The 25,444-nt window shown below is 60.7% G+C and carries 28 protein-coding genes and 1 tRNA gene; 13 read left to right on the top strand and 16 right to left on the bottom strand.

Going from position 1 to position 25,444, the window contains the following annotated elements; translation table 11 throughout:
* Positions 1–7 precede the first annotated feature (7 nt).
* Positions 8–853: an AAA family ATPase gene (locus tag ACR0DO_RS05860; protein WP_170671843.1), complete on the bottom strand. Its 846-nt coding sequence runs from the start codon at positions 851–853 to the stop codon at positions 8–10.
* Between the two features lie 371 nt (positions 854–1,224).
* Here ACR0DO_RS05860 and dksA point away from each other — a divergent pair, with 371 nt between their 5' ends.
* Together dksA and ACR0DO_RS05850 are read left to right on the top strand one after the other, a co-directional pair.
* Positions 1,225–1,647 carry an RNA polymerase-binding protein DksA gene (dksA, locus tag ACR0DO_RS05855; protein WP_170443495.1) on the top strand — a complete coding sequence of 141 codons (423 nt, stop codon included), beginning with the start codon at positions 1,225–1,227 and terminating at the stop codon, positions 1,645–1,647.
* 71 nt (positions 1,648–1,718) lie between these two features.
* Complete coding sequence (locus ACR0DO_RS05850) at positions 1,719–2,870, top strand: FAD-dependent monooxygenase (RefSeq protein ID WP_480557150.1); 1,152 nt, start codon at positions 1,719–1,721, stop codon at positions 2,868–2,870.
* Positions 2,871–2,874: 4 nt separating this feature from the next.
* On the opposite strand, the gene xth is transcribed toward ACR0DO_RS05850, so the two are convergent.
* Positions 2,875–3,654 (bottom strand): exodeoxyribonuclease III, encoded by a 780-nt coding sequence (gene xth, locus ACR0DO_RS05845; protein ID WP_480557149.1) that lies wholly within the window; start codon positions 3,652–3,654, stop codon positions 2,875–2,877.
* A 281-nt stretch (positions 3,655–3,935) separates the two neighbouring features.
* A complete protein-coding gene (locus tag ACR0DO_RS05840; protein ID WP_480557148.1) occupies positions 3,936–4,259 on the bottom strand; it encodes a HesB/IscA family protein in 324 nt (107 codons plus the stop codon).
* A gap of 76 nt (positions 4,260–4,335) precedes the next feature.
* Between ACR0DO_RS05840 and ACR0DO_RS05835 the strand changes: the two genes are divergently transcribed.
* Positions 4,336–5,478, top strand: a complete 1,143-nt coding sequence (locus ACR0DO_RS05835) for a deoxyguanosinetriphosphate triphosphohydrolase (RefSeq protein ID WP_480557147.1) — start codon at positions 4,336–4,338, stop codon at positions 5,476–5,478.
* Here ACR0DO_RS05835 and ACR0DO_RS05830 read toward each other — a convergent pair whose 3' ends face one another.
* Positions 5,479–6,030, bottom strand: coding sequence for a putative pterin-binding protein (locus ACR0DO_RS05830; protein WP_480557146.1), 552 nt, complete (start codon positions 6,028–6,030; stop codon positions 5,479–5,481).
* A 132-nt stretch (positions 6,031–6,162) separates the two neighbouring features.
* Between ACR0DO_RS05830 and argS the strand changes: the two genes are divergently transcribed.
* The 6 genes from argS (at position 6,163) to ACR0DO_RS05800 (ending at position 11,738) form a co-directional block, all read left to right on the top strand.
* The gene (gene argS, locus ACR0DO_RS05825) at positions 6,163–7,908 is read left to right on the top strand and encodes an arginine--tRNA ligase (protein ID WP_480557145.1); all 1,746 of its coding nucleotides are present in this window, start codon (positions 6,163–6,165) and stop codon (positions 7,906–7,908) included.
* Positions 7,909–7,947: 39 nt separating this feature from the next.
* A complete protein-coding gene (locus tag ACR0DO_RS05820; RefSeq protein ID WP_480557144.1) occupies positions 7,948–9,060 on the top strand; it encodes an SPOR domain-containing protein in 1,113 nt (370 codons plus the stop codon).
* Positions 9,057–10,064 carry a beta-N-acetylhexosaminidase gene (gene nagZ / locus ACR0DO_RS05815; protein ID WP_480557143.1) on the top strand — a complete coding sequence of 336 codons (1,008 nt, stop codon included), beginning with the start codon at positions 9,057–9,059 and terminating at the stop codon, positions 10,062–10,064. The genes ACR0DO_RS05820 and nagZ overlap by 4 nt, the downstream gene beginning before the upstream one ends.
* Entirely contained in the window at positions 10,054–10,848 is a 795-nt protein-coding gene (locus ACR0DO_RS05810) for a segregation and condensation protein A (RefSeq protein WP_480557142.1), read from the top strand. Before nagZ ends, ACR0DO_RS05810 begins: the two co-directional genes overlap by 11 nt.
* On the top strand, positions 10,841–11,497 hold the full coding sequence (gene scpB / locus ACR0DO_RS05805; RefSeq protein ID WP_170443512.1) for an SMC-Scp complex subunit ScpB: 657 nt from the start codon (positions 10,841–10,843) through the stop codon (positions 11,495–11,497). Before ACR0DO_RS05810 ends, scpB begins: the two co-directional genes overlap by 8 nt.
* Before the next feature lie 64 nt (positions 11,498–11,561).
* Positions 11,562–11,738 (top strand): hypothetical protein, encoded by a 177-nt coding sequence (locus ACR0DO_RS05800; protein WP_480557141.1) that lies wholly within the window; start codon positions 11,562–11,564, stop codon positions 11,736–11,738.
* A gap of 27 nt (positions 11,739–11,765) precedes the next feature.
* Here the strand turns inward: ACR0DO_RS05800 and ACR0DO_RS05795 are convergent, their stop codons facing one another.
* The 8 genes from ACR0DO_RS05795 to ACR0DO_RS05760 all read right to left on the bottom strand — a co-directional run bounded on the left by ACR0DO_RS05795 (position 11,766) and on the right by ACR0DO_RS05760 (position 17,136).
* Positions 11,766–12,845, bottom strand: a complete 1,080-nt coding sequence (locus ACR0DO_RS05795; protein ID WP_480557140.1) for a 2'-deoxycytidine 5'-triphosphate deaminase — start codon at positions 12,843–12,845, stop codon at positions 11,766–11,768.
* 61 nt (positions 12,846–12,906) lie between these two features.
* Positions 12,907–12,983 (bottom strand) — tRNA-Pro (locus ACR0DO_RS05790).
* Positions 12,984–13,044: 61 nt separating this feature from the next.
* Complete coding sequence (locus tag ACR0DO_RS05785; protein WP_480557139.1) at positions 13,045–13,665, bottom strand: MerR family transcriptional regulator; 621 nt, start codon at positions 13,663–13,665, stop codon at positions 13,045–13,047.
* Between the two features lie 18 nt (positions 13,666–13,683).
* Positions 13,684–13,986 (bottom strand): integration host factor subunit alpha, encoded by a 303-nt coding sequence (ihfA, locus tag ACR0DO_RS05780; protein ID WP_008755922.1) that lies wholly within the window; start codon positions 13,984–13,986, stop codon positions 13,684–13,686.
* Between the two features lie 96 nt (positions 13,987–14,082).
* Positions 14,083–15,054, bottom strand: a complete 972-nt coding sequence (locus ACR0DO_RS05775) for a beta-ketoacyl-ACP synthase III (RefSeq protein WP_480557138.1) — start codon at positions 15,052–15,054, stop codon at positions 14,083–14,085.
* A gap of 20 nt (positions 15,055–15,074) precedes the next feature.
* Positions 15,075–16,163, bottom strand: coding sequence for a phosphate acyltransferase PlsX (gene plsX, locus ACR0DO_RS05770; RefSeq protein ID WP_170443520.1), 1,089 nt, complete (start codon positions 16,161–16,163; stop codon positions 15,075–15,077).
* A gap of 23 nt (positions 16,164–16,186) precedes the next feature.
* Positions 16,187–16,393, bottom strand: coding sequence for a 50S ribosomal protein L32 (rpmF, locus tag ACR0DO_RS05765; RefSeq protein ID WP_008756996.1), 207 nt, complete (start codon positions 16,391–16,393; stop codon positions 16,187–16,189).
* A gap of 206 nt (positions 16,394–16,599) precedes the next feature.
* Positions 16,600–17,136 (bottom strand): YceD family protein, encoded by a 537-nt coding sequence (locus ACR0DO_RS05760; RefSeq protein ID WP_480557137.1) that lies wholly within the window; start codon positions 17,134–17,136, stop codon positions 16,600–16,602.
* 85 nt (positions 17,137–17,221) lie between these two features.
* Here ACR0DO_RS05760 and ACR0DO_RS05755 point away from each other — a divergent pair, with 85 nt between their 5' ends.
* From ACR0DO_RS05755 to ACR0DO_RS05745, 3 genes are all read left to right on the top strand, one after another.
* The gene (locus ACR0DO_RS05755; protein WP_170443524.1) at positions 17,222–17,698 is read left to right on the top strand and encodes an outer membrane protein assembly factor BamE; all 477 of its coding nucleotides are present in this window, start codon (positions 17,222–17,224) and stop codon (positions 17,696–17,698) included.
* 97 nt (positions 17,699–17,795) lie between these two features.
* A complete protein-coding gene (locus ACR0DO_RS05750) occupies positions 17,796–18,530 on the top strand; it encodes a GNAT family N-acetyltransferase (RefSeq protein ID WP_480557136.1) in 735 nt (244 codons plus the stop codon).
* A gap of 68 nt (positions 18,531–18,598) precedes the next feature.
* On the top strand, positions 18,599–20,407 hold the full coding sequence (locus ACR0DO_RS05745; protein WP_480557135.1) for an ABC-F family ATP-binding cassette domain-containing protein: 1,809 nt from the start codon (positions 18,599–18,601) through the stop codon (positions 20,405–20,407).
* On the opposite strand, the gene ACR0DO_RS05740 is transcribed toward ACR0DO_RS05745, so the two are convergent.
* Positions 20,404–20,949, bottom strand: coding sequence for a sugar O-acetyltransferase (locus ACR0DO_RS05740; protein WP_480557134.1), 546 nt, complete (start codon positions 20,947–20,949; stop codon positions 20,404–20,406). The two genes, ACR0DO_RS05745 and ACR0DO_RS05740, sit on opposite strands and share 4 nt — an antisense overlap.
* Positions 20,950–20,958: 9 nt before the next feature.
* Positions 20,959–21,714 (bottom strand): 3-hydroxyacyl-CoA dehydrogenase, encoded by a 756-nt coding sequence (locus ACR0DO_RS05735; protein ID WP_480557133.1) that lies wholly within the window; start codon positions 21,712–21,714, stop codon positions 20,959–20,961.
* Positions 21,715–21,924: 210 nt separating this feature from the next.
* Here ACR0DO_RS05735 and ACR0DO_RS05730 point away from each other — a divergent pair, with 210 nt between their 5' ends.
* Positions 21,925–22,716 (top strand): hypothetical protein, encoded by a 792-nt coding sequence (locus ACR0DO_RS05730; RefSeq protein WP_480557132.1) that lies wholly within the window; start codon positions 21,925–21,927, stop codon positions 22,714–22,716.
* Between the two features lie 85 nt (positions 22,717–22,801).
* Here the strand turns inward: ACR0DO_RS05730 and tyrS are convergent, their stop codons facing one another.
* The gene (tyrS, locus tag ACR0DO_RS05725; protein ID WP_480557131.1) at positions 22,802–24,055 is read right to left on the bottom strand and encodes a tyrosine--tRNA ligase; all 1,254 of its coding nucleotides are present in this window, start codon (positions 24,053–24,055) and stop codon (positions 22,802–22,804) included.
* Positions 24,056–24,145: 90 nt separating this feature from the next.
* A complete protein-coding gene (locus ACR0DO_RS05720; protein ID WP_480557130.1) occupies positions 24,146–25,411 on the bottom strand; it encodes an MFS transporter in 1,266 nt (421 codons plus the stop codon).
* Positions 25,412–25,444 lie beyond the last annotated feature (33 nt).

Genomic DNA, 25,444 nt, shown 5'->3' with positions numbered 1-25,444 from the left:
AGCAGCCTCAACGTTTGGCGCGCGCCATGAAGGCCAAACGTTCGAACAGATGCACGTCCTGTTCGTTCTTAAGCAGCGCCCCGTGCAGCTTGGGCAGGGCATTGGCGCCGTCGCGTTTGAGGTCCTCGGAGGTCAGGTCCTCGGCCAGCAGCAGCTTCAGCCAGTCCAAAACCTCGGATGTCGAAGGCTTCTTCTTCAGCCCCTGTGTCTCGCGGATTTCATAGAACTGGGTCAGCGCGGTGGTCAGAAGCGCATCCTTGATGCCGGGGTGATGCACCTCGACGATCCGGCGCATGGTCGCCTCATCCGGGAAGCGGATATAGTGGAAGAAGCAGCGGCGCAGGAACGCATCGGGCAACTCCTTTTCGTTGTTCGAGGTGATGATCACGATGGGACGGTGCCTGGCGCGGATCGTCTCGCCGGTCTCGTAGACGTGGAACTCCATCTTATCGAGCTCTTGCAGCAGGTCGTTGGGAAACTCGATATCGGCCTTGTCGATCTCATCGATCAGCAGAACGACCTTTTCGTCGGCATCGAACGCCTGCCACAGCTTGCCCTTGCGGATATAGTTCGACACGTCATGCACGCGCTCATCGCCCAGCTGACTGTCGCGCAAGCGGCTGACGGCATCATATTCATACAGGCCCTGCTGCGCGCGGGTGGTGGATTTCACATTCCACTCGATCATCTTCAGACCCAGCGCACCGGCCACCTGTTTCGCCAGTTCGGTCTTGCCGGTTCCGGGCTCACCCTTGACCAGCAGGGGGCGTTCCAGCGTCACGGCAGCGTTTACCGCAATGGTCAGGTCATCGGTGGCAACATATTCTGCGGTGCCTTGGAAACGTGCGGTCATGGGCCCCTCGTGTGGTTTCGCGCGATCTGTGCCGTTGGGGTTACAGAGAGGCGATGATTTTGACAAGCGGGCCGCGGCGTCCCGAACCGCGAACTTCGCCGCGACTCCGGTCCGTTTTGCTTGATTCGGCGGTTATTGGATGCCCCGCTGGTTGTGGTTTGCCACAGAAATGCCCAACGAATTCCGCAGAAAAACAAGGTTTTGTTGTTACATGTCTCATATTTAGACAAGGCCAGAGGCGTGACGAATCAACACGGCGTTTGTGTAGTGACATTCCCATGCGCGTCAGATAAACGCTCCGCAGAAGGGAGAGCCAAATGTCAGGTGAAACAACCGCTACCGACGTTTCTGGCCATACCGAGGGAGCAAAGATGAAGCAGGAAGTTTTTCTGTCGGAGGACTACCGTCCGGCTGAAGATGAGCCTTTCATGAATGACCGTCAGCTTGAGTATTTCCGTCGCAAGCTGCTGGATTGGAAGAACGAACTATTGGCGGGCAGCCGCGACACGATCGAAGGGCTGCAGGACAACACCCGTAACATTCCGGACGTTGCTGACCGCGCGAGCGAGGAAACCGACCGCGCGCTCGAGTTGCGCACCCGCGACCGTCAGCGCAAGCTGGTGGCCAAGATCGACTCGGCCCTGCGCCGCATCGACGAAGGTGAGTACGGCTATTGCGAGATGACGGGCGATCCGATCTCGTTGAAACGTCTGGATGCGCGTCCGATCGCAACCATGACGCTTGAGGCACAAGAGCGCCACGAGCGCCGCGAGAAGGTTCACCGCGACGATTGATCGCTGGGAAATTCGGGAAAACTCGAACGCCGGGGCCTGTGGCTTCGGCGTTTTTGCGTTAAGGCGGTGCCATGAATATCGACGGTCTGAAATTCAGTGTCATCGGCGGCGGTATCGGGGGGCTGGCGGCCGCTCTGGCGCTGCGGCAACGCGGCGCGCAGGTCACGGTTCTGGAACAGGCTGCGGCCCTGACCGAGGTCGGCGCAGGGTTGCAGATCAGCGCCAACGGCATGGCGGTTCTGCGGGCGCTTGGCGTCGCGGGGCCCGAGCCCGAGTACGGGCAGCTGTCGCACGGAACGACTCTGCGTGATTACCGAAAAGGCCGTGTGATCAGCAAGGTGCCCGCGCCCGCGGCCGGTCCGACATATTATTATCATCGTGCCGATCTGCTGGACCTGCTGCACCGGGCGGCGCGGGATGCAGACGTAGATATCCGGCTGGACGCGCGGGTGACGCAGGTTGTCAAATACCCAAGCGAGGCTGACGTCGTGCTGGACAGCGGCGAGCGGCTGCGGTCGGAATGCGTCATTGCCGCAGACGGAGGGCGCAGCACAATCCGCCCTATCCTGAACGGTTCCGAGACGCCTCAGTTCACCCATCAGATCGCCTGGCGCGCAACGATCCCCTGGTCGCTGCGCGAAGAGATACCGCGCGCGTCGCTGACCATGGGGCCGGGGCGACATGTGGTCACCTATCCGTTGCGCGACCAACGTCTGATGAATGTGGTGGCGATTGAAGAGCGCTCGGACTGGCAAGATGAAGGCTGGCGTCTGCAAGGCGATCCGAAGGATTTGCGCGCTCGTTTCGCTGATTTTGGCGGCCCGGTGCGCGACATTCTGGCCGAGGTGACCGAGACCCATCTCTGGGCCCTGTTCCTGCGCCCCGTTGCGCAAAACTGGCAAAACGGGCGTCTCGCCTTGCTGGGGGATGCCGCGCATCCGACGCTGCCCTTCATGGCGCAGGGCGCATGTCTGGCGCTGGAGGATGCGTGGATTCTGGCCCGCGCGTTCAAAGACCAATCGGGGGTTAAACAAGCCCTTGCCGCCTATGAAACCCAACGCCGCCCAAGGGCAAGGCAAGTGGTCGCCGCCGCCGGAGCAAATGCGCGTAACTTTCACCTGCGAGGCCCCATGCGACTGGCGGCACAGATGGCGCTGATGGCCGTTGGAGCGCAACTGGCAAAGAAATACGAGTGGATCTACAGCTACGACGCCACCGCGTGATCGGTTAAAGGTCGAGATCAATCCAGACCGGCACGTGATCCGATGGCTTTTCGTGCCCGCGCACCGCTGAGTCAATCTGGCAGTCGCGCATCAGGTCAGCGGCCTGCGGCGTCAGTAGAAAATGATCGATGCGGATGCCGTCATTCTTGTTCCACGCCCCGGCCTGATAGTCCCAAAAGGAATAATGACCGGGTCCCTGAGTGCGCGCGCGGAAGGCTTCGGTGAACCCGAGGTTCAGAATCTTGCGAAACGCGGTGCGGCTTTCGGGACGGAACAGGGCGTCTTCGCGCCAAGCATCCGGGCGGGCCGCGTCTTCGGCTTGCGGAATAATATTGTAGTCACCTGCCATCAATGCCGGTTCTTCGCTGGCCATCAAGTCGCGCGCGCGAAGATACAGCCGCTCCATCCACGCCAGTTTGTAGTCGTATTTCGGACCGGGGGCCGGGTTGCCGTTGGGCAGGTACAGTCCGCAAATACGCAGCGCCTGTTTGCCAATCACCGTAGCCTCGATCCAGCGCGCCTGTTCGTCTTCATCATCGTCTGGCAGGCCGCGAGACACGTCTTCCAGCGGTAACTTGGACAGGATCGCCACGCCGTTGAAGCTTTTCTGCCCGTGCGTTTCGACGCTATAGCCTCGCTCTTCGAACATCTCGCGGGGGAAGTTCTCGTCGACCGACTTGATCTCTTGCAGCAGAACAACGTCCGGCTGCGCGTCGTCAAGCCACCGGGGCAGAGCCTCGGCCCGCGCTTTGATGCCGTTGATATTGAACGTTGCGATTTTCATGCGCGATCCTCCGGTGGCTTATGGCAACCTATCGCCCAGAACCAACCCAACGGCAAGGCGGTTGGCTTGGTTGCGAGGCTCTGCCTCGCGCTCCGGGATATTTTTGGACAGATGAAGAAACGGATTCTTAACCATTTTGAGTGAAGAAGATCGGGCGGTACAGGCGGGGACGCCGATGACCGCGACAGGTGAAGCTCTCCGGCGGAAGGTCGGAGAGCGGATCCCTGCTTCATCTGTCCAAAAATATCCTGGGGGTGTGGGGGCAAAGCCCCCACCGGCGCTTACATCGAAAAAGACGTGCCGCAGCCGCAAGAGGACGTGGCGTTTGGGTTTTCGATCACAAAGCGCGCACCGATCAGTTCCTGCGTGAAATCGATTACCGCGTTTTCCAGAAACGGCAGGGAAATTGAATCCACGATGACTTTCTGGCCATTGCCTTCCAGTACAAGGTCGTCCTCTTTCGGCTCGTCCAGCGCGATTTCGTATTGAAAACCGGAACATCCGCCGCCTTCCACTGCAACGCGCAGGGCTTGCCCCTGATCGGCCGCGCCGATCTCGGCCAGACGCTCAAAGGCGCGTTCTGTGACTGTTGGGGGCAGATTCATGCCGGACTCCAAAGGTTTATTTCCTTACCACAGTACAATATATGAAACCTAAGGACAGGCGACAAGGACAAGACCTTTGGACAGAGCGGGTTTTGCCTCGGACCCAGGCCGCGCAAGAGGGCGGCTTGTGCCGGAGGAGGAGAGCAGTTTTCGGTCATGCTTTCAGCGTGATCGCGACCGTATCATTCATGCTAGCGCGTTTCGGCGGCTCAAACACAAGACGCAGGTGTTTGTCGAGCATGAAGGTGACAGCTATCGCACCCGTTTGACTCATTCGATCGAAGTGGCACAGGTCGCACGCACGATTTCTGGGGCCTTGGGCCTGAACCCAGAACTGACCGAGGCGGTGGCGCTGGCCCATGATCTTGGACACACACCGTTTGGCCATACCGGGGAAGACGCTCTGCATGCGTTGATGGGGCCCTATGGCGGATTCGACCACAACGCTCAGGCAATTCGGATCGTCACCAAGCTGGAACGGCATTATGCCGAGTTTGACGGATGTAACCTGACTTGGGAGTGTCTTGAGGGCATTGCCAAGCACAACGGGCCGGTCGTCGGGGAATTGCCCTGGGCTCTGGACGAGTGCAATGAGTGCTTCGATCTGGAACTGCACACCCATGCCAGTGCCGAAGCGCAGGTGGCCGCGCTATCGGACGACATCGCCTACAACAATCATGATCTGCTGGATGGCCTGCGCGCCAACCTTTTTACAGACGATGAAATCCTGCAATTACCAGTTGTGGGCGACTGCTATGCAGAAGTGGATCGCCAATACCCCGGTCTCGACCCCTATCGCCGCCGGCATGAGGCGCTGCGGCGGGTGTTTGGGGTCATGGTGTCCGAGGTGATCGACACGTCGCGCGGGCTGATCGCCGCGTCAGGCGCGCAGACGGTCGAAGACATCCGGCACCTTGGCTATCCGGTTGTTCAGTTCTCGAACGGCCTATGGGCGCAACTCAGGGAAATTCGCGCTTTCCTGTTCACCCGGATGTATCGGGCCCCCAGCGTGATGGAAGTGCGCGCCGAAGTCAGCGCAGTCGTGCAGGAGTTGTTTCCGATATACCTCAATGATCCCAAGCAGATGCCCGCGCGCTGGCACCACGATATCGAGGCCGCGCAGGACGAAACAGCACTGGCCCGGATTGTGTCGGACTATATCGCCGGGATGACGGACCGCTTCGCCTTACAGGATCACAAACGGCTGACGGGCGGCTAATTATTCAACCCCGATATAGGCCAGCGCCCACACCTGTTGGCCGGATTGTTTTTGCGCCAGTTCCGCATCGTCGGTTGGGGGGAAGACGATCATGGTGGGGCCATATCCGCCAATCCCCATTGGGCTGCCATCCGCGTGGGTCGCGACAATCGGCTGATGCGCCGTGATGCTCTGCCACGGAATTTCTGACTGATAGCCGTCCAGCGCCATCGGCTTTGCGGTTTTGCCCGCGGCACCTGCCATCGTCATCACGTCAGACAGAAGCGGGCCTGAAAAGGCGATGTCGCGTTGGTTGCCTTCAGGGCCGTAGGTGATCGTGATCTCGACCTGTTCCAGACCATCCAGTAGGGCGGCGTCAAACCCGGCGGCCCCGTCGTGCTGAACCTCAAGATACCCCAAAAGGCCACCGTCATTCTCACCCCGGGCCGGCAGGTTGGCTTCGGTGACTGCGCCGCCCAGCGTCAACAAAACGTGGCCTTGCGGCGCAGGCATTTCGGCCCAGGCCGGCAACGAAATGGTCAGGGCGATGGCGAGGGGCAGGGCTAGGCGCATGAAACGGTCTCCGGGTTGGTATTTCCTGAGACCTTAGCCCCGTTTACGGTTAATCCAAGCGGAAACTGATCGCTTGCATTGACCTTGCCGCTTTGCGTGGTAAACCGCCGGGCAAGCAAAAGGACATCCGAAATGAACCTGTTTTCCGAGATCCGCGGCCTTGTACTGGACGCGCTGGCACAGATGCAGTCCGAAGGCGCGCTGCCCGAGGGGCTGAGCTTTGACAACGTGGCGGTCGAACCGCCGCGCGACGCCGCACATGGCGACATGGCGACCAACGCGGCAATGGTGCTGGCGAAACCGGCCAAGATGAAGCCGCGCGACATTGCTGATGTACTCGCTGGAAAACTGGCCGCCGATGATCGGATCACCAGTGCCGAGGTGGCTGGACCGGGCTTTTTGAACCTGCGTCTTGCTCCGTCTGTCTGGCAGGGTGTGCTGGCAGCGGTGCTGGAGAAGGGCACGGACTATGGCCGCTCGACCATGGGTCATGGGCAGAAGGTGAACGTGGAATATGTCTCGGCCAACCCGACCGGCCCGCTGCATGTGGGGCATACGCGGGGCGCTGTGTTCGGCGATGCGCTGGCCAGCCTGCTGGCCTATTCCGGCCATGACGTGACCCGCGAATACTACATCAATGATGGTGGCGCGCAGGTAGATGTACTGGCGCGCTCGGCCTATGAACGCTATCGCGAGGCCAACGGCCTGAGCCCCGAGATCGCCGAGGGGCTTTATCCGGGTGACTACCTGATCCCGATCGGTGAGGCGCTGAAAGAAAAATATGGCGACAGCCTGATCAACAAGCCGGAAAGCGAATGGCTGGACGAGCTGCGCGAATTCTCGACCGATGCGATGATGGACCTGATCCGCGCTGATCTGAAGGCGCTGGGCGTTGAGATGGATGTGTTTTTCTCTGAGAAATCGCTCTATGGCACCGGCCGGATCGAGGCCGCACTGGAGTCACTGACCGAGAAGGGCCTGATCTACGAAGGTGTGCTGGAGCCGCCAAAAGGCAAAAAGCCCGAGGATTGGGAACCGCGCGAGCAGACCTTGTTCAAATCGACCGAACATGGAGATGACGTCGACCGTCCGGTGAAGAAGTCCGACGGCAGCTGGACCTATTTCGCCCCGGATATCGCCTATCACTATGACAAGGTGACCCGTGGCTTTGACGCGCTGATCGACGTGTTCGGAGCGGACCACGGCGGCTATGTCAAACGGATGAAGGCGGCGGTGTCGGCTCTGTCCGATGGCAAGGTGCCGCTGGATATCAAGCTGACGCAGCTGGTGAAGCTGTGGAAGAATGGCGAGCCGTTCAAGATGTCCAAGCGGGCAGGGAACTTTGTCACCCTGCGCGATGTGGTCGATCAGGTGGGCCCGGATGTGACCCGTTTCGTGATGCTGACCCGCAAGAACGATGCGCCGCTGGACTTCGACTTTGACAAGGTGCTGGAGCAGAGCCGCGAAAACCCGGTGTTCTACGTGCAATACGCCCATGCCCGCGTCATGAGCGTGCTGCGCCGCGCAGCCGAGGCCGGGATTGCCACAGATGATGCGACCCTTGGCGGAGCTGACCTGAGCAAGAACGACCATGCCTCGGAACTGACCGTGGCCAAGAAGCTGGCCGAATGGCCGCGTCTGGTCGAAATCGCGGCGCGGACCAACGAGCCGCACCGCGTTGCCTTTTACCTGTATGAACTTGCAGGGGATTTCCACGCTCTGTGGAACAAGGGTAACGATGAGACGCAATTGCGGTTCATTCAGGATGGCGATGTTGCCACAAGCCAGTCAAAAATCGCATTGGCCCGGGCTGTTTCTGTTGTGATTTCAGCGGGCTTGGGTATTCTTGGCGTTACCCCGGCGCAGGAGATGCGGTAACTAACACCGCCCGAAGCACCGGTTCGAGGTAGGCAAGAAATGACCCGCGCGCCACGTTTTAAGGCGCAATCGGGCGGTGAGGCGGATATGGCAAGTTACGATTACTCGGGGCAGATGCGCCCCGAGCAGATGCATTACACGAATCAACCGCATCCTCAGGATGGGTACGAGTATTCCGACGACATGCACGGATATGAAGAGGCTCCGCGTGCAGCGGGGCTGAGCCGTATCGTCAACGCTATGGGGGCGGTTGCGTCCCTGGCTCTGGTCGCCGGGATTGGCGTCTGGGGGTATAAGCTGGTGATGCGCGATGTGTCCGGCGTACCGGTCGTGCGCGCCATCGAAGGGCCGATGCGCATTCAACCCGAAAACCCCGGCGGAACGCCTGCGGATCATCAGGGGCTGGCCGTCAACGCCGTCGCCGCGGTGGGAACCGCTGCGCCGCCAGCGGATCGTCTGATCCTCGCGCCGCGCCCGGTATCACTGACCGACGAAGACACGCCGGTTGAACCGCTGAAGCCCACTCCGGCCGTGCATGTGGTTCAGGAAGAGATTTCAAACCAAGAGGCCGCGCAGCTGCGTCAAGGCACGGTGGACGCGCTGGTTTCCGAGCTCGCAGGGGATGCCGCCCGGATTGATGAACCGGCGGAAGAGGGCGTGCAGCTGGCCGCCCTGTCCTTGCCCGAGGAAGAACCTGCGATCGATCCCGCCGATCTGGCCGCGCAGCGGCCCGATCCGGAACTTGCCGCGTTGCCGGGGGTCCGTCGATCTCTGCGCCCGATCACGCGTCCGGCCCGGGCAACGCCCAGCAGCATTACGTCGAACAGCAGCACCGAAGCCGCAATCAACGCTGCCGTCAAAGCGGTCGTCGGGGTGGATATCGACCCTGATACGCTGTCCAAGGGCACGCGCATGGCACAGCTTGGTGCTTATGAAAGCTCGGACGTTGCGCGCGCTGAATGGGATCGTCTGAATAATCGATTTGGCGATTATATGGATGGAAAACAGCGTGTTATCCAGAAAACCTCACGCGGGGGCCGGACCTTTTATCGCCTGCGCGTTTTGGGGTTTGATGACCTGAGCGACTCGCGTCAGTTCTGTGCCGCGCTCGAGGCACGTGGCGCGGATTGTATCCCGGTGGCCGCTCGGTGAGTTTCGGTGCGGCGATCACCGACGCCGAAGGCCTGCGCCTGACGCCTCAGGAAAAGAGACTATTCCGCGAGATGAACCCGTTCGGGTTCATTTTGTTTGCCCGCAACATCGACACAGCTGATCAGGTTCGCGCCCTGTGCGATGATTTCCGCGAGGCCGTGGGCCGCAATTGCCCCATCACCATCGATCAAGAGGGCGGCCGGGTGCAACGCCTACGCGCGCCTTTGGCCCGCGAATGGCTGCCGCCGCTGGATCACGCCGTGCGGGCTGGTGATCAGGCCGAACGGGCGATGTATCTGCGCTATCGTCTGATCGCGGACGAGCTGTTCGGGTTGGGCATCGACAGCAATTGTGCGCCGATGGTCGATCTGGCGCGTGAGGACACACACAAATTTCTGAAAAACCGCTGCTATGGATCTGATCCCAAACAAGTTTCGCGGCTGGGAAGGGCCGTTGCCAAGGGCCATCTGGATGGCGGTGTTCTGCCCGTCATCAAACACATGCCGGGGCATGGCCTATCCACGCTCGACAGCCACCACGACCTGCCGCATGTGGACCTGACGCAGGGCGCGCTGGAACAGGCCGATTTCGCGCCGTTTCGCGATCTGAACGATCTGCCGATGGGGATGACGGCGCATCTGGTCTATGACCGGATTGACCCGCAGCCAGCGACGATCTCACCCACCATGATCGGACTGATCCGCGACAAGATCGGATTTGACGGGCTGATCATGACGGACGACATCTCGATGAAGGCCCTCAGCGGCGCGCCCGAGGACATCGCCCGTCAGGCGCTGGACGCCGGGTGCGATGTTGTTCTGCACTGCAATGGCACGTTCGACGCGCGCGCCAAGGTTCTGGATGCCGCTGGGGAAATGACCGAACAGGCCGGGAAGCGCGCAGAAAAGGCGCTGGCGATGCGGCAAAAGCCTGCGGAACTTGACATCCATGCCGCCGAGGCGGAACTATCTGCCCTAATGGGCGGGCAGGTATATGAACGATAATCTTTTCAGCGAAGACCCGGTCTCGGTCGCGGATCGCCTTGCGGCCGAAGCTTTGATCGTTGACGTCGACGGGTTCGAAGGCCCGTTGGACGTACTGCTGACCCTGTCGCGGACGCAAAAGGTCGACCTGCGAAAAATTTCGGTTCTGGCGCTGGCGCAGCAGTATCTGTCCTTTGTCGAAAAAGCCCGCGCGCTGCGGATCGAACTGGCCGCCGACTATCTGGTGATGGCGGCCTGGCTGGCCTTTCTGAAATCGCGCCTGCTGCTGCCGCCCGATCCGGATGACGAAGGCCCGTCGGGCGAGGAACTGGCCGCACATCTGGCGTTCCAATTGGAGCGCTTGCAGGCCATGCGTGACTCTGCTGCCCGCCTCATGGCGCGCGACCAGTTGGGCCGCGATTTCTTCAAACGCGGGCAGGGTGAGGATATCACCCGCATCCGCACAGTCACCTATTCCGCCACGCTGCTGGACTTGATGCAGGGGTACGCCCGCATTCGCACCCGTGACGAATTCCGCCCGTTTGTGATGGACCGCGACGCCGTGTTCACGATGGAACAGGCGCTGGAACGGATGCGGCCGCTGATCGGGTTCGCAGGCACCTGGACGGATATGGAAACCTATCTGCCCGACGGCTGGGATGCTGATCCGGTGCGTCGACGCTCGGCGACGGCGGCGACCTTTGCGGCCTCGCTGGAGCTGGTGAAAGAAGGACATATGGAGATCAAGCAGAGCAAAACCTTTGCCCCGATCCATCTGCGCAAGAGGACTGACACACGTGACTGACGCCCCCGAAGATGAAGGCACCGGCACTCTGTTCGAAGCGCCGCCCATTGCGGAACAGGAACGGATGGTCGAAGCCGTGCTGTTCGCCAGCGCCGAACCGGTGACGATTGGTGATCTTGAGGCGCGAATGCCCCATGGCAGCAACGCGGCGCAAGCGGTTGAAATGCTTCAGAAACGCTATGAAGGGCGCGGTGTGCGTGTGGTGCGCGTGGGTGAGGCCTGGGCCATCCGCACGGCCCCGGATCTGGGTTTCCTGATGCAGAAGGAAACGGTCGAGACACGGAAACTCAGCCGGGCCGCGATCGAAACGCTGGCAATTGTCGCCTATCACCAGCCCTGCACTCGGGCCGAGATTGAAGAAATCCGCGGTGTGTCGGTGTCGCGCGGGACCATCGACCAGCTGTTGGAAATGGAGTGGATCCGTCTGGGCCGCCGTCGCATGACGCCGGGTCGCCCGGTGACCTTTGTGGTGACCCCGCAATTCCTTGATCATTTCGGGTTGGAAAATGCCCGCGACCTGCCGGGTCTCAAGGAATTGCGCGCTGCAGGTTTGCTGGAAAACCGGCCTCCGCCGGGCACCATCCCCATGGGGGAAGGGCGCGAGGACGAAGAAGACGAAGATCAAACCGAACTGTTCGAGGAAGAGTGATCGCGCAGCCCTTTTGTTGCCGCATAAATCACCTATGTTGGGGCTCAGAAAACGGAGTTGAGCAATGAACGCCAATCAGATCATCAATATGATCGTGCGCCAAGTTATGCGCCGCCTTGTCAATTCGGGCGTGAACAAGGGATTTGACATGGCCGGTCGGGTGGGGCGCAAGGCCAATCAACCGTCGCCCCGGCAGGATGACTCGGATGCGGGTCGCGGAAACTCCAACAATCGCGGTTGAAGCCAGATCGGGCGCGGGTGCCCGCCCTTAACCAACTGCTTTGAAGTGCTTGGACAGTTTCAGCCCTTGTCCCTGATAGTTCGACGCAATGCCCGCGCCGTATAGCTGCGTGGGCATCTCGGCCATCTTCTCATAGACCAGCCGTCCGACGACCTGACCGTGCTCCAGCACGAAGGGCGCCTCGTGGCAGCGGACTTCAAGCACACCGCGCGACCCTGCGCCACCGGCTTCGGCGTGGCCAAAGCCGGGATCGAAGAATCCTGCGTAGTGCACCCGGAACTCACCGACCATTGCCAGATAGGGGGCCATTTCGGCGGCGTACATCGGCGGGATGTGGACGGCCTCTCGACTGACCAGAATATAGAACGCGCCAGGGTCCAGAATGATGCGACCATCACGAGTGCGCACTTCTTCCCAGTATTCCTGCGGATCGTATTCACCGATCCGGTCCAGATCGATCACGCCGGTATGCGGCTTGGCGCGGTATCCCACCAGATCGGTATCAGGCAGTTGCAGATCGACCGAGAATCCCAGCCCGTCCTGAATCACCGCCGGGCCATCGACTAACGGCGAGTCGGTGTGCAGCGCCGTCAGTTCCGCGTCGCTGAGCACCGCCTGGCCCTGACGGAAGCGAATCTGGTTCAGCCGCATTCCCGGACGCACCAGAACCGAGAAGGAGCGGGGGCAGATCTCGGCGTAAAGCGGGCCGGTATAACCCGCAGGCACCCGGTCGAACTCGGTGCCGCCATCGGTGATGGCGCGGGTCAGCAGGTCCAGCCGCCCGGTCGAGCTTTTGGCGTTGGCAACAGCGGTCACGCTATCGGGCAGGGCCAGCGATTCCATAAGCGGCACCAGATAGACGCAGCCTTTTTCCAGCACGGCGCCGTCGGAAATGTCGATGCGGTGCATCTCGAACTCGGACAGACGGTCGGCAACCGAGCGCCCTTCGCCCGCCAGAAAGGATGCGCGCACGCGGTAAGCTACTGTTCCCAGACGCAAATCAAGGCTGGCTGGTTGAACCTGAGCAGGAATGACCTCGGGGCTGGCGGTGATCTCACCGCGCGCAATCATGCCTTCGATCTGCTGGTTTGGGCATACACCTGTCATTCCGATCCCCCCTGATGCCAGAGCGGGATCTGGCCTGTCTGCCATAAACGTCGGTGTGATTTGGTCGGGCTAGCAGGACTCGAACCTGCGACCTTCCGTCCCCCAGACGGACGCGCTACCAGGCTGCGCCATAGCCCGACGTTGAGGTGTTCATAAAGACTTTCCCGGCGGGGGCAAGAGGAAATCATCGCCTTTTTTCTTATCCCGCCGATCGATTTTCAATGCGGTTCAGAACGGCGCGCAAGTCCTTTGCCACCGGTGCGATCTGTTTCAGCAACTGATCGTCAAAGTCGGTGCGATTCCACGCCTGCGTTGCGATTCCACCCAGCAGGGGGCTTTCATCCAGGTATTCCGGTTCGGCCTGTGGAGCGGCCTGTTCCGGTACTGCAGGTTTGGCCTGAGGGGCCTCTGCCGCTTGCGGGGGCGTGGATTCGGGTGCGGAATCGCCCAAGTCCAGATCGATCTGTTCGCTGGCCTGGGCTGGTTTTGATGTGAAGGGAACGACAACGCTGTCGTTTTGCGGGGTCTCCGGCTCGGCGACCTCATCCAGTCCCTGCGACAGCGCCGCGACATGGGCCACGCCTTGTTCGCGCAGGATACGCTGAACACCCTTGATGGTGATGCCGTCCTCGTGCAGCAGTTTCTTGATGCCGCCCAGTAGGCGCATGTCATTGGGTCGGTAATATCGCCGACCACCGGCGCGTTTCACCGGTTTGACCTGATTGAAACGGCTTTCCCAGAATCGCAGGACATGAGCCTGAACGCCCAGCCAATCCGCAACTTCACTGATCGTGCGAAACGCGTCGGGGGACTTGCTCATGACCGTGCCGCCCTGATCTTACTTGCGGTTCCCTGCCGCGACGCGATCCTTCATCAGGTGCGACGGGCGGAAAGTCAGAACCCGGCGGGGTTGAATCGGAACCTCTTCGCCGGTTTTGGGGTTGCGGCCGATGCGGGCGGTTTTGTCCCGAACGCTGAAGGTGCCGAATGACGAAATCTTCACCTGTTCGCCGCGCACCAAGGCGTCGGACATGTGGTTCAGAACGCTTTCCACCAGCTGCGCACTTTCGTTGCGTGACAGGCCAACCTCGCGAAAGACGGCCTCGCTCAGATCCATTCGGGTCAGTGTTTTATCGCCCATACCATTTCCCCTGTTGATACCAGAGAATAGGGCGAGGGGAAATTCGCTGTCAATATCAATGAATTGCAGGTCTGTGTGTAAGCCGTTTTGCGCCGGTTACCAGCGCAGGACAACCGCACCCCAGGCCAGACCGCCGCCAATCGCCTCGGTTACGATAAGATCGCCTTGCTTGATCTGGCCGCGCTGTTTGCCCACGGACAGGGCCAGCGGAATCGATGCCGCCGAGGTGTTGCCGTGGTCCTGCACGGTGACGACCACGTTATCCATCGGAAGACCCAGCTTCTTCGCGGTGCCCTGAATGATGCGGATATTGGCCTGATGCGGCACGATCCAGTCGATATCTGAATTGCCAAGACCCGCCGAGCCCAATGCGGTTTCTGCGGTTTTCGCCAGTTTTTCAACGGCATGGCGGAAGACCTGATTGCCTTGCATCCGCAAATGGCCGGTCGATTGGGTCGACACGCCGCCATCCACATACAGCAAATCCTTGTACCGACCGTCCGAATTCAGGTCGGTGGCCAGAATGCCGCGATCATCGGAGGTGCCTGCGCCCTCTTGCAGTTCCAGCACCAGCGCACCCGCCCCGTCGCCAAACAGAACGCAGGTCGACCGGTCGGTCCAATCCATGATTCGCGAAAAGGTCTCGGCCCCGATGACCAGAACCCGTTTGGCCTGACCGGACAGGATCAGTGCATTGGCGTTGCTGAGCGCAAAGACAAACCCGGCGCAGACGGCCTGAACGTCAAAGGCAAAGCCCTTGGTCATGCCCAGCCGCGCCTGAACCATGGTTGCCGCAGACGGAAAGGTCAGATCAGCGGTCGAAGTTGCCACGATGATCGCGTCGATATCGTCCGCCGTCAGGCCCGCATCGGCCAGCGCGGCCTCGGCCGCCTTGGTGGCCAGATCCGAAGTGGATTCATCATTGGCAGCAAAATGGCGGCGTTCGATCCCCGAACGGGTTCTGATCCACTCATCCGTTGTATCGAGCGTCTTTTCAAACTCGGAGTTCGGAACGACGCGCTCTGGCAAATAATGTCCGACACCTACGACAACTGAACGGCCTGCCATGTTGGGTACTGCCTTTTTTGTTATTCGCCGGCCTTTGGCGGCGTGTGGGCGGCATCTTGTGCAAGCTCGGCTGTTGATGCAACCCGTGCCGCCAATTTTTCGGCAAAACCAGACTGGGCCAGGGTAAAGGCCAGTTTGACTGCCGCCGAGACTCCGGTGGCATCGGCGCCACCATGCGATTTGACCACGGTACCGTTGAGGCCAAGGAAGACCCCGCCATTCACACGGCGCGGGTCGATACGTTTCTTGAGGCGATTGAGCGACGTGATCGCCAGCACCGAGGCCAGGCGCGACAGCGGTGAGTATTTGAACGCCTCGCGCAGCAGGTCACCGATCAGGCTGGCGGTGCCTTCGCCGGTCTTGATCGCGACGTTGCCGGTAAAGCCATCGGTTACAATGACATCCGCCTTGTCGCCGGGAATGTCGCTGCCTTCGACGAAGCCGACGAATTCGAAATTCGCCTGCTCTGCGAATTCCGCGATCATTGCGTGGGCCTCTTTCAGTTCGGCTCGGCCCTTGTGTTCTTCGGTGCCGACATTCAGCAGGCCGATGCGCGGGCGTTCCAGTGCCATGCCGTTGCGGGCATAAGAGGCCCCCATCAGCGCATATTGCAGCAGATCCTTGGCGTCGGCGCGCACATCCGCACCCACATCCAGCATCACGTTGAACCCCTGCGGGTTGCGTGACGGCCACAGAATCGCAATTGCCGGACGGTTCACGCCCGGCAGTTTGCGAAGCCGCATCATCGACAGCGCCATCAGCGCGCCGGTATTGCCACAAGAGACAGCGCCGTGGGCCTCGCCATTGCGGACCGAATCCAGCGTCGACCACATCGAGGTCTGCTTGCCGTTGCGAACAACTTGGCTGGGTTTGTCCTCCATCGTGACCACATCGGGGCAATCACGAAAAACGACGCGCCCCTGCAGGACACGCCGTTTGGCGACAAGTTTGCGCAGAACCTGCTCAGGTCCGTGCAGAACGAAGGCGATATCGGGGTTCTTGTTTGCCGATTTGGCAATGCCCGCAACCACAGTTGCGGGCCCCGAGTCTCCGCCCATAGCGTCAACCGAGATGGTAATCCGTCCGGCGTGCGTGGGCTGTTCCGTCATGCCTTGCCTGCGCTTTTAAAGGCTTAGGCCGCGTCTTCGTCCAGATCGATTTCGTCGGCTTGTGCGACGACTTCACGATCATCGTAGTGACCGCAGGATGCGCAGACGTGGTGCGGGCGCTTCAGTTCACCGCAGTTCGGGCATTCGTTCGGGTTTGCAGCAACCAGAGCGTCGTGTGCGCGGCGGTTGTTGCGACGCGACTTGGAAACTTTGTTCTGTTGGACGGCCATGGTCTCAACCTTTGTCTACTGAGGGTCAGCAGATTCGCCGCCGACCGGGTTTCATTCTTCGTTTTTCTCGTGGTTTGACGCGCGTTTAGGGTACGAGCCCCACGTTGTCCAACCCAAATTCCGATGAGCGCGCGAAAATACTGCGATTCTCGACATGTTCAAGCGATTTTTCTGAGCGCCTGCTATGACAGGAAAACAGACCTATGTCACTCGTCTTTTTTCAGCGCATCGCGCAAACCTGCCAACCCGGCAAAGGGCTTGGCATCTTCGTCCGTCATCGCCTGTTTTCCGGGTTCTGTAAAGTCGGCCTGATCCAGCGCGGCCCCGTCCTTGCGCGGGTATTGGGGCAGGGCGAGAGACAGCGCCTCGATCATCACCAGGGCCGGGTCGATCTCAGGGCCGAGAGGTTCGGATTCGTCGCCTTCGGGGATTTCGAACTCTTCCTCATCGGGGTCTGACCAGTCCGCCACAAAGATCCGCGTAACCGGGATGTCGATGCGCGTGGTCACCGGTTCCAGTGTCACGACGCAGGGCTGAATCACCGTGGCGCCCAATTTTCCGTTCAGCGCCCAGTCGCGTTTGCCCTGTGCCCTTACGTCACCCGTAAAGCTGAGCTTGCGCAGGCCCAGCAGGCCCAGATCGTCCCGGATCGCCTCCAACGCCTTGCTGTCCGGGCGTAAGTCAAAGGGGGTTGGGGCGTTTTGGGGCAGGTCGGCCACCCGCAGAGATGTCTGGTTGCTCATTCGTGACCCTTTCCTGTGTTGAACCGGGGCTGCGGTTTGATGTAAGCGGATAGGGTCCGCATAGGGCCAAGGCAAGAGGGTGTAAATGTTGAAGGTTGTGAACAGGTTGAAACCGGCGTCCAGAACGCTTGTCTTTGCGGCCTGTCTGGCAGCGGCCAGCGCGTGTACCCCGGTCTTCAAGAATCACGGATATATCCCTCCTGCGGAAGACCTGGCCGAGATCAAGGTCGGCGTCGATACCCGCGACAGTGTGCTGGAAACCGTTGGCGCGCCCAGCTCATCCGGTGTGGTGCGCGATTCCGGGTTCTACTACGTTCGGTCCCGCGTTCGGCATTACGGACCGAAGAAACCCGAAGTCGTCTCGCGCGAGCTGGTCGCGATCAGTTTTGATAACCGGGGCGTCGTCCGAAATATCGAACGGTTCGGGCTAGAGGATGGCATCGTTATAACGCTGGATCGCCGCGTGACCGAATCGACCATTCAGGGTCAGGGCTTTATCCGTCAGCTGTTGGGTAATATCGGCAACTTCAACCCGGCCAATATCCCCGGCGCGACGCAGTAACGAAAGCCATACCTTGCTATGGTCACATGACAGTCACACATGGTGTGATAGTGACGCCGCAAGACGTAACGGGTCAGCAACCGCGGAGGATGCGACCATGGCATTATTGCTTGGCAAAGGCCGCTATCGCGCCCGGCTGGCGCAATCGCCACAGGATGTGGCGGCTGCGCAGCGGTTGCGCACGCTGGCTTTTGGCACGAATCTGACTGATCAGGACGATTTTGATCCGGTCTGCGCCCATATCCTGGTCGCGGACATGCGAGAAGGCGGGCAGTTGGTCTGCTGCTTCCGCATGCTGACGATGGAAAACGGCGCTGAGGTCACCCGCAGCTATTCGGCGCAATTCTACGACCTTTCGGCGCTGCAAGGGTTCGACGGGCGCATGGTCGAAATGGGGCGGTTCTGCATTCATCCCGACTGGACTGACCCGGACATCCTGCGCGTCGCGTGGGGGGCGATGACGGCTTATGTTGATCAGAATAAGGTCGAGATGCTGTTCGGCTGTTCCTCATTTGCCGGAACCGAGACCGAGGATTATCTCGACGCGTTTGCCATGCTCAAACACCGGCATCTGGCGCCGAAACGCTGGTTGCCACGGGTGAAGGCTCCGAACGTGTTCCGGTTTGCGGCCCGCTTGCGACGCAAGCCGGATGCGAAAAAGGCGATGCTGCGGATGCCGCCCTTGCTGCGTACTTACCTGTTGATGGGGGGCTGGGTCAGCGATCATGCGGTGGTGGATCGCCATATGAACACGCTGCATGTCTTCACCGGGCTCGAGATCGGCGCGATTCCCCCAGCCCGAAAACGTCTGCTGCGGGCGGTGGCCGGGTAGAATGAGTATTTCTGAAAAGATGAAGCCGGGGCGTTGACGCCTTCTGTCTACCGGTTTAGCTGGCGGGCATGGCGAGAATTCCTTTGTTGCAGATGTCCGGCATTTCCCTGACCTTTGGGGGTGATCCGGTGTTTTCCGAGCTTGATCTGGTGGTTCAGCCGGGTGACCGCGTTGCCTTGGTGGGGCGGAACGGGTCGGGTAAATCCACACTGATGAAAGTGATGGCCGGTCTGGTTGAACCTGATCACGGCGACATCGTGGTGCCTCCGGGCAAGTCTGTTGGGTACATGGAGCAGGACCCCGGCATGGAGGGGTTTGCCACGCTGGGCGACTATGCTTCGAGCGGGTTGGAGCCGGGCGAGCTGTATAAGGTCGAGCGCGCCGGTGAGGGGCTGAAGTTCGATCCGTCTCGTGCGGTCGAAACCGCCTCGGGCGGGGAACGGCGGCGGGCAGCATTGGCCAAGCTAATGGCCGAGGCCCCCGACCTGATGCTGCTGGACGAGCCGACCAACCATCTGGATATCGAAGCCATCGCGTGGCTGGAACGCGAACTGGGATCGACCCGCGCGGCGTTTGTCCTGATTTCGCACGACCGGGCGTTTCTGCGCGCGCTGACCCGCGCGACCCTATGGATCGACCGCGGCGCCGTGCGGCGGCAAGAGCAGGGGTTTGATGCGTTTGAAACGTGGCGCGATAAAGTCTGGGACGAAGAGGATCAACAACGCCACAAGCTGAACCGCCTGATCAAGTCCGAGGCCAAATGGGCCGTGGAAGGCATCAGCGCCCGACGCAAGCGCAATCAGGGCCGGGTGCGGGCGCTGCAGGCGTTGCGGGCCGAGAAGGCGGCGCAGATTAAACGTCAGGGTTCGGCGGCGATGACGTTGGAGTCAGGGCCGAAATCCGGGCGAAAGGTGATTGAGGCCAGGGGCTTGGCCAAGTCTTTTGACGCGCAGCAGATTGTGCGAAACTTTGATCTGTTGGTCCAGCGCGGTGACCGTGTGGCCTTTGTCGGCCCTAACGGTGTGGGCAAAACGACCTTGTTGAAGATGCTGTTGGGGCAGGAGCAACCGGATGAAGGCTCGGTGACACTGGGCACCAACCTTGAGATCGCCGTGTTCGACCAAACCCGCGCGCAATTGGACCCGGAAATGAGTCTGTGGGACAGCCTGACCGGCGACCCCGAGATGCGCGTGTCCGGCAAAGCCGATCAGGTGATGGTCGGTGGTCAGCCCAAACATGTGGTCGGCTACCTCAAGGAATTCCTGTTCGACGAACGGCAGGCAAGAGCGGCCGTTAAATCTCTGTCTGGCGGTGAAAAAGCGCGGTTGCTGTTGGCCAAGCTTATGGCCAAATCCTCGAACTTGCTCGTGCTGGACGAACCGACCAACGATCTGGATGTCGAGACACTCGACCTGTTGCAAGAACTGCTTGATGACTATGACGGCACCGTCTTGCTGGTCAGTCACGACCGGGATTTTCTGGACCGGGTCGCTACCACGACTATCGCGATGGAGGGCAATGGCCGCGCGACTGTCTATGCAGGCGGATGGTCGGACTATATCGCGCAGAGGGGCGATATTCTGCCGAAGAAGGAAGAAAAAACAAAGTCCTCCAAGCCGAAGGTAAAGCAGGATAGCCAACCGAAATCCGGCCTGTCGTTCTCGGAAAAGCACCGGCTTGAGAAACTGCCGGCCGAGATCGAACGCCTTGAGGCCGAGATCGGCAAGCTGGAAGAACTCATGTCCGATCCGGAACTCTTTACCCGCGAGCCGGTCAAGTTCCAGAAGGCGACAGAGGCTCTGGTTGAGCGGCAGGAAAAGCTGGCCGCCGCCGAGGAAGAATGGCTGGCTTTGGAAGAGAAGGCCGAGGGCGCTTAGGGCAGCGGACGGGCAGGGTTGCCAACCACCGTTTCTCCGGCCGCGACGTCTTTGGTAACGACGCTGCCCGCGCCGATGGTGGCGTTGTCGCCGATGGTGATGCCGGGCATCAGGATGGCGCCCCCGCCGACCCAGACGTTCCGGCCGATGGTCACAGGCAACCCGATTTCCAGACCCTGCGCCCGCTCAGCCGGGTCCTTGGCGTGCTGGGCGCAATAGATCTGAACGTGCGGGCCGAACATCGTGTCATCTCCGACCCGTACAGGTGCCGTATCCAGAACCACGCAGCCGGCGTTGACATAGACCCGCGCGCCGAGGTGGATGTTCATCCCATAAGCGCAATGGAACGGGGCTTCGAGGAAACAATCCGGCCCGATGCTGGCCAGTAGTGCCCGTAGTTCCGGCGCCATCGCGCCACGGTTATCCGGGGGGCACGTATTATGCGCATGAACCGCGCGCCGGGCTTGTGCACGCAGGGCGTCCAGTTCCGGGTCCAGACAGCTATACCACTGCCCGGCCTGCATCTTCTCCCACTCGGTCATGGGGCAGATTTACCGCATCCGCAGGGCGCCGTCGATGCGGATGACCTCTCCGTTCAGGTAGCCCATCTCGATGATGAACCCGGCCAAACGGCCATATTCCTTTGGGTCGCCCAAGCGGGCGGGGTTGGGAACGTCGGCGGCCAGTTGCTGTTGCACCTCTTCGGGCAGACCGGCCAGCATGGGGGTCATGAAAATGCCCGGCGCGATAGTCATCACCCGAATTCCGGTCGAGGCCAGATCGCGGGCCATCGGCAGGGTCATTCCCACCACGCCCCCTTTCGAGGCCGCGTAGGCTGCCTGACCCTTTTGCCCGTCAAAGGCCGCGATCGATGCGGTGTTGATGATCACCCCGCGTGCGCCATCGGGATCAGGGTCATTCCTGGCCATCTCGGCCGCCGCAAGGCGCGAGACGTTGAAGGTGCCGACCAGATTGATGTCGATGGTGCGCTGGAAGGCGTCCAGCGCGTGCGGGCCGTCCTTGCCGACCGTCTTGATGCCATAGGCGATACCGGCGCAGTTTACCGCTGCCGTAATCCGGCCCATTTTGTCCGTTGCCTGCGCAATCGCTGCCGCGACCGAGGTCTCGTCGGTCACGTCCGTTTCCGCGAAATGCCCACCGATTTCCGAGGCAACCCGCGCGCCGCGTTCGGCGTCACGGTCCAGAATGGTGACCTGCGCGTCCTGGCTTGCAAAATGGCGGGCGGTGGCCTCACCCAGGCCCGAGGCCCCGCCGGTGACGATCGCGGCTGTGGTGGACAATTGCATGACGGCTCCCTCCCATCAGGATATGAACGTATGTTCATTTAATCTGACGATTTAGGTGATGTCCATCATTTTTGGCGCCTGCTTTCTATGATTTCGGGCGTTTCTCAAGCCTTTCTCAGAAGACCTTTATGTCTGCTTAATGCGCGGGTCTCACATCGATACCAGGCGAAATGACGCGTCAACGAGGCGTCGTGCAAGGAGACAATCGTTATGGTTAAGAGTTTGAAGGTTGGAATTCCCGTGCTGGTGACGGCTCCGTTTCTGACCGTGATGGCAGTAAGCAGTGCAGCCGCAGCCCCCGAAGTGTGCAATTGGAAAACGGCGCGGGATGCGGCAAACCGCGGAGACTATCAGACGCTGTGCGATTGCCAGCAGGTGACGCCTAGCTTTCTGAAACGTTTGCAGGTGCGGTCGGATTTCCCAACGACGCTGCTCAACACAACTGCTCAATGTCCGGGTTTGGCAGCTTTGCTGACCGATCAGCCGACCGGCTCGATCAGCGCATCGGCAAGTCTGGGAGAGGTGCGCGGCAATGACCAGTTTGCTGGGTCCGGTTCGGACAACGGAAATGACTCGGGCTCGGGCGGTGGTGGCGGGGGCGGCAACCCCGGTGATGGCGGCGGCCCCGGTGACGGAGGAGGTGATCCCGGCGATGGTGGTGGCGACCCTGGCGACGGTGGTGGCGATCCTGGTGACGGCGGCGATCCCGGCAATGGTGGCGGCGGAGGCAACGGCGGCAACAATGGCGGCGGCAACAATGGCAGTGGAAACGGTGGCAACAATGGCGGCCCCGGTAACGGGAACGGAAACAACGGAAACTCTGGCAATGGCGGAGGAAACAACGGCGGATCCGGCCCCGGAACCGGCAACGGCGGTAGCAACAACGGTCACGGGAATGGCTCTGGCCATGGCGGCGGCGGTCACGGCAACGGTGGCAGCAACGGCGATGGCAAAGGTGGCGGCAAGGGCGGCCACGGCGGCGGCAAAGGCGGCAAACGCTAAACCTGCGAAGGTTTGAGGCCGCAATGCTGAAAAAGAAAACGGCCACCCGATCGGGTGGCCGTGATGTTTGCTGTTTGGGGCAGGATCAGCCCAGCTGCACTAACGCGTGACGCTTTTTACCGGCGCTCAGTTTGATCGGCGACGACAGTGCACCCGCGTCGATCATCAACCCGGCATCCGTCAGCGGGGCGTCATCCAGCTTGGCGCCGTTTTCGGCGATCAGGCGCTTGGCCTCTTTCCCCGACTTTGCCAACCCCGATTTCACGATGACTTGCACGATGGACATGCCGTCACCCAGTTCAGCGGCGCTGAGCGTCAGGGTCGGGAGATCGCCCCCAATGCCGCCTTTTTCGAATACTTCGCGGGCGGTGGCTTCGGCGGTCGCAGCAGCTGCGGCACCGTGGGCCAGGGTGGTCACTTCGTTGGCAAGACGGATTTTGGCCTCATTGATCTCGGATCCCTGCAGGGCGCCCAGACGGTCGCACTCATCCACCGGCATTTCGGTGTAAAGCTTCAGGAACCGGCCAACATCCGCATCGGTGGTGTTGCGCCAGAACTGCCAGAACTCATAGGGCGAGCGCATGTCGGCGTTCAGCCAGACCGCACCGTCCTGAGACTTGCCCATCTTCTTGCCGTCGCTGGTGGTCAGCAGGGGCGAAGTCAGGCCATAAATCTCGTGATCCAGCACGCGGCGGGTCAGGTCGATGCCGTTGACGATATTGCCCCACTGGTCACTGCCGCCCATCTGCAGAACGCAGCCGTAACGGCGGTTCAGCTCAAGGAAGTCATAGGCTTGCAGGATCATGTAGTTGAACTCGAGAAAGCTCAGCGACTGTTCACGATCCAGCCGCGATTTCACGGATTCAAACGAAAGCATCCGGTTGACCGAGAAGTGCCGTCCGATATCGCGCAGGAAATCGAGGTAGTTCAGACCGTCCAGCCACTCGGCATTGTTCAGCATCAGCGCCTTGTTTTCGGCGTCGCTGTCATAGTCGATATAGGCCGAGAACACCTTTTTGATGCCGGCGATGTTTTCGTCGATCTGTTCGGGGCCCAGCAGGGGGCGCTCATCCGCGCGGAAGGACGGATCACCCACCTTGGTGGTGCCGCCGCCCATCAGGGTGATCGGCTGGTGGCCGGTTTTCTGGAACCAGCGCAGCATCATGATCTGGATCAGGCTGCCCACATGCAACGACTTGGCCGTTGCATCAAAGCCGATATAGGCCGGCTTGCATCCACTCATCAGCGCTTCGTCAAGGCCCTGATAATCGGTGCAGTCGGCGAGAAAGCCGCGCTCGATCATCGTGGCGATGAAATCCGATTTGGGATGGTAGGTCATAGCGTGCCCTTTGGGTTGAAGTTGCGGGGCACTGTATAGGCGGCGCTTCAGGCAAGGAAAAGGCACGTTTTCATCGAAAGCGCTGCGATGTCAGCTTTTGGTCGGGGGCAGGCGGAAGGCATAGCCCATCGCAATCAGGTTCAGCACCGCCAGCGCCAGGATCGGCGTCACCGGATCGTGCAGATGCGCCACCGCGCCAAGGATCGCGGCAAAGACCATACCGACCAGCCCGGCGCTGACATCGCCGAGGGCAACGAGATAGGGGCGCTCTTTTTCCGAGGTCATTTCTATGATGTAGAGGTAGCGCCCGTAGATCACTCCGTTCCCGCCCAGCGACAGCAGCAGGATGACCAGCGCATAAATCCAGACATTCTGCGCATAGCCCATGAAGGTGAAGGCCAACGCCAATAGGGCCGAAACCGCCGAGATCAGGCAGCCCAGCCACATCACCGGCTTGACCGAGATCCGCCCGCTGAGCCAACCCCAGATGATCGAGCCGAGCACCATCCCAAGGCTTGCGGCCATGACGAAGTAACTCAGCGAGTGTTTGGTCCCCACATGAAAGGTCGCCGCGTGGATCGTGTAGAAAGGCATCGCCAGTTCCACCGAGACAAAGATCAGCCGGGCGGTCAGGAACTTGCGATACCACGCATAGGCCATGCCGGTTTTGAAGCCGGTCACCAGTTCGGCCAGCGGTTTGGGTTTTTCCGCTGGCGCAGGCGCACGGGCCTGTTCCTCTTCCAGCAGGCGGACACCTGCAAAGCTGATCCCGGCGGCGAACATGGCAATGACCCCACACCAAAGCACAACGATATGTCGCTGCATCGGTTGGTCCGAGGCCAGAAGGTCTCGGGTGATCCAGACGACAAGAATGGCCAGAATGCCCGAGATCGTGGCCTGCGCGAACACCATCCGGTTGCGTTTTTCATTGGGGACAGAGATGCCGTAAATCTGACTGGTGCCCAGACTGGCGATGCCCTGACACAGCCCCATGATCAAAGCGGTCGTCAGGAACAGCAGCACGATCATCACATTGGGCAGGTTGGTCGCGAACAGGGCCACGATGGCCAGAATCGCGGCGGTCAGGATGTTGGGCACGTAGACCGCCAGTTTCGCGCGGGTCACCCGATTGATGAACGGAGACATGAAGATCTCGGCGATCAACCGTGATCCGGTCACGAAAGGCAGCAGCAGACCGGCGAAGAACGTCGGTGCACCCAAGGCCAGATACAGGAACGGCAGCACCAGATTTGGGTTCACCAACTGCCCGCCAATCGTCGCCAGCGATCCGGACCAGAAGATCAGCTGGTAATTGCGCCCTTCGGCGGGTTGCTTGGGTGTCTCGGTGTCTGTCATGGCCGTCCGCTCGGGATGCAGATGGCCGCAATG

The organism is Ruegeria sp. AM9 (genome assembly GCF_056540565.1).
This window is presented reverse-complemented; position numbering and strand designations above follow the sequence as displayed.

Excerpts from the sequence above, each read along its gene's own strand:
- ACR0DO_RS05860 (WP_170671843.1), bottom strand. The coding sequence starts at position 853 with ATGACCGCACGTTTCCAAGGCACCGCAGAATATGTTGCCACCGATGAC.
- ACR0DO_RS05775 (WP_480557138.1), bottom strand. The coding sequence starts at position 15,054 with ATGGCAGGCCGTTCAGTTGTCGTAGGTGTCGGACATTATTTGCCAGAG.
- ACR0DO_RS05760 (WP_480557137.1), bottom strand. The coding sequence starts at position 17,136 with ATGAGCAACCAGACATCTCTGCGGGTGGCCGACCTGCCCCAAAACGCC.
- ACR0DO_RS05720 (WP_480557130.1), bottom strand. The coding sequence starts at position 25,411 with ATGACAGACACCGAGACACCCAAGCAACCCGCCGAAGGGCGCAATTAC.
- ACR0DO_RS05735 (WP_480557133.1), bottom strand. The coding sequence starts at position 21,714 with ATGCAATTGTCCACCACAGCCGCGATCGTCACCGGCGGGGCCTCGGGC.
- plsX (WP_170443520.1), bottom strand. The coding sequence starts at position 16,163 with ATGACGGAACAGCCCACGCACGCCGGACGGATTACCATCTCGGTTGAC.
- dksA (WP_170443495.1), top strand. The coding sequence starts at position 1,225 with ATGAAGCAGGAAGTTTTTCTGTCGGAGGACTACCGTCCGGCTGAAGAT.
- tyrS (WP_480557131.1), bottom strand. The coding sequence starts at position 24,055 with ATGACCTACCATCCCAAATCGGATTTCATCGCCACGATGATCGAGCGC.
- ACR0DO_RS05745 (WP_480557135.1), top strand. The coding sequence starts at position 18,599 with ATGGCGAGAATTCCTTTGTTGCAGATGTCCGGCATTTCCCTGACCTTT.
- ACR0DO_RS05830 (WP_480557146.1), bottom strand. The coding sequence starts at position 6,030 with ATGCGCCTAGCCCTGCCCCTCGCCATCGCCCTGACCATTTCGTTGCCG.
- ACR0DO_RS05850 (WP_480557150.1), top strand. The coding sequence starts at position 1,719 with ATGAATATCGACGGTCTGAAATTCAGTGTCATCGGCGGCGGTATCGGG.
- ACR0DO_RS05800 (WP_480557141.1), top strand. The coding sequence starts at position 11,562 with ATGAACGCCAATCAGATCATCAATATGATCGTGCGCCAAGTTATGCGC.
- ihfA (WP_008755922.1), bottom strand. The coding sequence starts at position 13,986 with ATGGGCGATAAAACACTGACCCGAATGGATCTGAGCGAGGCCGTCTTT.
- ACR0DO_RS05840 (WP_480557148.1), bottom strand. The coding sequence starts at position 4,259 with ATGAATCTGCCCCCAACAGTCACAGAACGCGCCTTTGAGCGTCTGGCC.
- argS (WP_480557145.1), top strand. The coding sequence starts at position 6,163 with ATGAACCTGTTTTCCGAGATCCGCGGCCTTGTACTGGACGCGCTGGCA.
- rpmF (WP_008756996.1), bottom strand. The coding sequence starts at position 16,393 with ATGGCCGTCCAACAGAACAAAGTTTCCAAGTCGCGTCGCAACAACCGC.
- ACR0DO_RS05755 (WP_170443524.1), top strand. The coding sequence starts at position 17,222 with ATGTTGAAGGTTGTGAACAGGTTGAAACCGGCGTCCAGAACGCTTGTC.
- ACR0DO_RS05820 (WP_480557144.1), top strand. The coding sequence starts at position 7,948 with ATGACCCGCGCGCCACGTTTTAAGGCGCAATCGGGCGGTGAGGCGGAT.
- xth (WP_480557149.1), bottom strand. The coding sequence starts at position 3,654 with ATGAAAATCGCAACGTTCAATATCAACGGCATCAAAGCGCGGGCCGAG.
- ACR0DO_RS05740 (WP_480557134.1), bottom strand. The coding sequence starts at position 20,949 with ATGACCGAGTGGGAGAAGATGCAGGCCGGGCAGTGGTATAGCTGTCTG.
- ACR0DO_RS05785 (WP_480557139.1), bottom strand. The coding sequence starts at position 13,665 with ATGAGCAAGTCCCCCGACGCGTTTCGCACGATCAGTGAAGTTGCGGAT.
- ACR0DO_RS05810 (WP_480557142.1), top strand. The coding sequence starts at position 10,054 with ATGAACGATAATCTTTTCAGCGAAGACCCGGTCTCGGTCGCGGATCGC.
- ACR0DO_RS05750 (WP_480557136.1), top strand. The coding sequence starts at position 17,796 with ATGGCATTATTGCTTGGCAAAGGCCGCTATCGCGCCCGGCTGGCGCAA.
- ACR0DO_RS05730 (WP_480557132.1), top strand. The coding sequence starts at position 21,925 with ATGGTTAAGAGTTTGAAGGTTGGAATTCCCGTGCTGGTGACGGCTCCG.
- ACR0DO_RS05795 (WP_480557140.1), bottom strand. The coding sequence starts at position 12,845 with ATGACAGGTGTATGCCCAAACCAGCAGATCGAAGGCATGATTGCGCGC.